This is a genomic window from Stenotrophomonas sp. 05L414_2 (assembly GCF_056397905.1).
In genome coordinates, this window is sequence record NZ_JBFTOJ010000307.1 from 1 (window position 1) to 1,667 (window position 1,667).

General features: G+C 65.7%; 2 protein-coding genes. Both read left to right on the top strand.

Annotated features, from left to right (window positions below):
* Positions 1-488, top strand: a 488-nt coding sequence (locus tag AC1DJN_RS21875) for a gamma-glutamyltransferase (RefSeq protein ID WP_478040252.1), incomplete at its 5' end; no start/stop codon positions are given.
* 120 nt (positions 489-608) lie between these two features.
* The gene (locus AC1DJN_RS21880) at positions 609-1,496 is read left to right on the top strand and encodes an MBL fold metallo-hydrolase (protein WP_025878830.1); all 888 of its coding nucleotides are present in this window, start codon (positions 609-611) and stop codon (positions 1,494-1,496) included.
* The last annotated feature ends 171 nt before the right edge of the window (positions 1,497-1,667 follow it).

The following is a 1,667-nucleotide window of genomic DNA, read 5'->3' on the forward strand; positions in this document are numbered from 1 at the left end:
ACTTCGCGCTGAAGCCGGGAACGCCCAATGCCTTTGGCGTGATGGGCTACGCGGCCAACGCGCCGAAGCCGGGCAAGCGCATGCTCAGCTCGATGACGCCGACCTTCATGGAAAACGACGACAAGGTGATCGTGCTGGGCACGCCCGGTGGCAGCCGCATCATCACCATGGTGCTGCTGGGTATCCTGGGCTACGACGCTGGCCTGGATGCGCAGCAGGTCGCCGCGCTGCCGCGCTACCACCACCAGTGGCTGCCGGACCTGATCGAAGCGGAAAGCAATGCTTTCGACGCTGGCACCATCAAGCAGCTGCAGGCGATGGGCCACAAGATCGACCTGCCGGGCGAGGTCGCTGCCGGCGGCCGCGGTTCCAGCCACGTGTGGGGCAACCTGCAGACGGTGGAATGGGATCGCAAGGCCAACAAACTGTTTGGCGGCAGTGACCCGCGCAACCCGGTCGGCAGTGCCCAGGTCGTGCCGGCTCCCTGAGCCGGCGGTTGCGCCGGGCTAGGCCCGGCGGACGCAAACCTGAGAACCCCGCCCGCAACGGCGGGGTTTTTCATTTTCCCACTAGCGATTATTTAACGAGCGGCCACCGATAATTGCGTCATGAAACTATGGTCGATCCGCGGTAATACACAACGCCTGGATGGCGGTGCAATGTTCGGCAACGCGCCGCGCGCGTTGTGGGAAAAGTGGGCAGCACCGGATGAGCTCAACCGCATCGAGCTGGCCTGTCGTGCGTTGTTGGCGAGCCCGCTGGAAGGCAAGACGGTGCTGTTCGAAACCGGCATCGGTGCGTTCTTCGAGCCGCGCATGCGCGAGCGCTATGGCGTGCAGGAAAGCCAGCATGTGCTGATCGATTCGCTGCGCGAAGCCGGCTTCGAGCACGAAGACATCGACGTGGTGGTGCTCAGCCATCTGCACTTCGACCATGCCGGCGGCCTGTTGGCCGCGTGGCACGAAGGCCGTGAACCGGAACTGCTGTTCCCCAATGCGACGTACGTGGTCGGGGCGCAGCATTGGCAGCGCGCGCTGCAGCCGCACCCGCGCGATCGCGCCAGCTTCATTCCAGAACTGCCGGGCCTGCTGCAGGCCAGTGGCCGCCTGGAAGTGGTGGACGGCGAGTATTCGAAGGTGCTGGGCCACAGCGTGCGTTTCAGCTACAGCGACGGGCACACGCCGGGGCTGATGCTGGCCGAGATCGTGGGGCAGGCACGCGCAGGCGAGGGGGCGCACGGCGGCGTGGTGTTCTGCGCCGATCTGATTCCGGGTCGATCGTGGGTGCACGTGCCGATCACCATGGGGTACGACCGCAACGCCGAGCTGCTGATCGACGAGAAGCGGCAGTTCCTGGAAGACAAGCTGGCGCGCAACGTGCATCTGTTCTTCACCCATGATCCGCAGGTGGCGCTGGCGCAGGTCGGGCGGGATGAGAAGGGACGTTTCGTGACGCTGCATGAGCAGGGCGAACTGAAGGCGCGCGCGCTGGGGTGAGGTTGGCCGGCAGGGCTGCGCCCTGCACCTGCAGAGGCCGGAGCCGAAGCAACAGCAACAGCGGGCTATCCGTGGGTTGGCGGGGCGGTGTCGGATGGCGGGGACGCCGCAAGTACGTCCTTGTAGGCTTGGCAGCCGCATCCATGCGGCTGACACCCCGCAATCCGACAC